The organism is Flavobacterium sp. (assembly GCF_013822155.1).
Taxonomy (GTDB): domain Bacteria; phylum Bacteroidota; class Bacteroidia; order Flavobacteriales; family Flavobacteriaceae; genus Flavobacterium.
On sequence record NZ_PNJW01000155.1, the window covers coordinates 1 to 1,648 of the forward strand.

3 protein-coding genes and 1 pseudogene are annotated in these 1,648 nt (G+C 33.2%); 1 reads left to right on the forward strand and 3 read right to left on the reverse strand.

Annotation, left to right across the window (positions count from 1 at the left end):
• From C0512_RS15490 to C0512_RS15500, 3 genes and pseudogenes are all read right to left on the reverse strand, one after another.
• Window positions 1-507: pseudogene (locus tag C0512_RS15490) on the reverse strand (site-specific integrase); the annotation flags it as partial.
• Window positions 420-713: a helix-turn-helix domain-containing protein gene (locus C0512_RS15495; protein ID WP_290863198.1), complete on the reverse strand. Its 294-nt coding sequence runs from the start codon at window positions 711-713 to the stop codon at window positions 420-422. The pseudogene C0512_RS15490 and the gene C0512_RS15495, both read right to left, overlap by 88 nt.
• Window positions 694-930 (reverse strand): hypothetical protein, encoded by a 237-nt coding sequence (locus tag C0512_RS15500; protein ID WP_290863200.1) that lies wholly within the window; start codon window positions 928-930, stop codon window positions 694-696. The genes C0512_RS15495 and C0512_RS15500 overlap by 20 nt, the downstream gene beginning before the upstream one ends.
• Window positions 931-1,089: 159 nt before the next feature.
• Here C0512_RS15500 and C0512_RS15505 point away from each other — a divergent pair.
• Window positions 1,090-1,648, forward strand: a 559-nt coding sequence (locus C0512_RS15505; protein ID WP_290863202.1) for a helix-turn-helix transcriptional regulator, incomplete at its 3' end; no start/stop codon positions are given.

A 1,648-nucleotide genomic window follows, 5' to 3' on the forward strand; every position in this document is an offset into this window, starting at 1 on the left:
TTTGAGTAACCGCTGAGCCTCATTCAAAGTAAGCCAGCGTATTCTTTGCTTTTCAACATATCGCATTCGCACTGATGGAATTTTATCTACCCATTCCCACTCGTTTTGGGCTTTCCTTAAAATAGCCCTTACTACCTCTAACATGCGATTAACAGTAGTGAGTGTTACCCCATCTTCTGCTCTTTTCTCCGCTACTTCTTCAATCAGGTCACGCGTTATTTCATGGAGTCGTAAGTGATGAAAATATTTATCTATCCATCTTAAATGAATCTTATCACTCGCCAGGCTGCGTTTATGTTGATTTTCTTTCAGCCATCGTAGTACAGCATCTCGCCAAGAATACATAATTTTGTGATCAAGTTTACTGACGTTCCACAATTCTGCTTTTAATTTATCGTAGTATTCTTGAGCAGCTATTTTTACCGTAGTCCCAGTGCTTCTTTGTATTCTTTGTCCATTGTGGGTGAAGCTAACCCACCAAATGTTTTTTCTTTGATAAAGCGCCATTGTTCCTTACTCCTATTTACAGCTTCCTTTGGTATATGAGCCCAAACATATTTTGAACGCATATATTCCACAAGATCTTCTTCAACAAATCTCCAACTTCTTCCAATTTTTACCCCCGGTAATTGTCCGCCTGCGGCTAATTTTCTAATTGTTTCTTTATGTGCCCCTAAGAACACTGCCGCTTGTTTAATATCGAATGTAATCATATTTTTCATCCTTGATGAAATAATTAGGAATTTTTGGGGCGCTCGATTGAATTTCTAAAATGATTTGATAGAGCCTAATGAGTTGAAGCTCAGAGGTAAAACCCAGGGGAATTTCTTTTCCACTATAAATTGTGCGAATATTTTTGATTGTTGATTCAGATAAATGAGCAATATGTTTTAATGTATAATTTGTAGATTCAAGAAGATATTGAATCATTCCCTTATAAATGTTTAATTTTGAGTCATGTAACACCATTTTAACTCCCTATCCATTTTAAAATAAAAAATTACCCTGTATAGTTATAGGATTAACCTTTCTTTTACAAAAGTAAAAGAATAATAAATAATATTTTTTATTTTTACAATAGTAAAGTAGATGACGGCGAAAAATATTGAAGCAGAGCTTTATCAAAACTTACCAGTTTCTCAATTTGGGGAAAGGATCTCCCGTATCATTGAAATGAGAGGACTATCTAAAGCCTGGATAGCAGAACAGCTAGGAATTTCAAAGCAAGCATTAAATTATTTATTAAAACATTCTCCTAAACCCAAATTTATAGATGAGTTAGCGGAACTTTTGGAAGTTAGCCCCGAATGGTTAGAGTATGGGGTTGACACTCAAGCAATGGAGGAAGAAAAAAAATCTTCCATCTCCAAACTTTATATTTTATCTGAACATGACATTTTAAAAGAAAAATTAAGTAAAAACGAAGGTAATCATATTGATTTTATTAACAAAAAAATAGAAGATTATTTAGCTTTTCAATTAGCTGACAACTCAAATTTTCCTCCTTTTATAAAAAATTCCATTTTAATTTTTGATACTAAAAAAAAACCTACTCATACCGATTATGTTTTAATCATAATTGAAGATAAGGTTCATGTTAGGCAATTCCTAGTAGATGGAACAGATGTTTGTTATCAAGCATCAAATA

Coding starts and splice junctions, on each gene's coding strand:
- C0512_RS15495 (WP_290863198.1), bottom strand. CDS start 713: ATGATTACATTCGATATTAAACAAGCGGCAGTGTTCTTAGGGGCACAT.
- C0512_RS15500 (WP_290863200.1), bottom strand. CDS start 930: ATGATTCAATATCTTCTTGAATCTACAAATTATACATTAAAACATATT.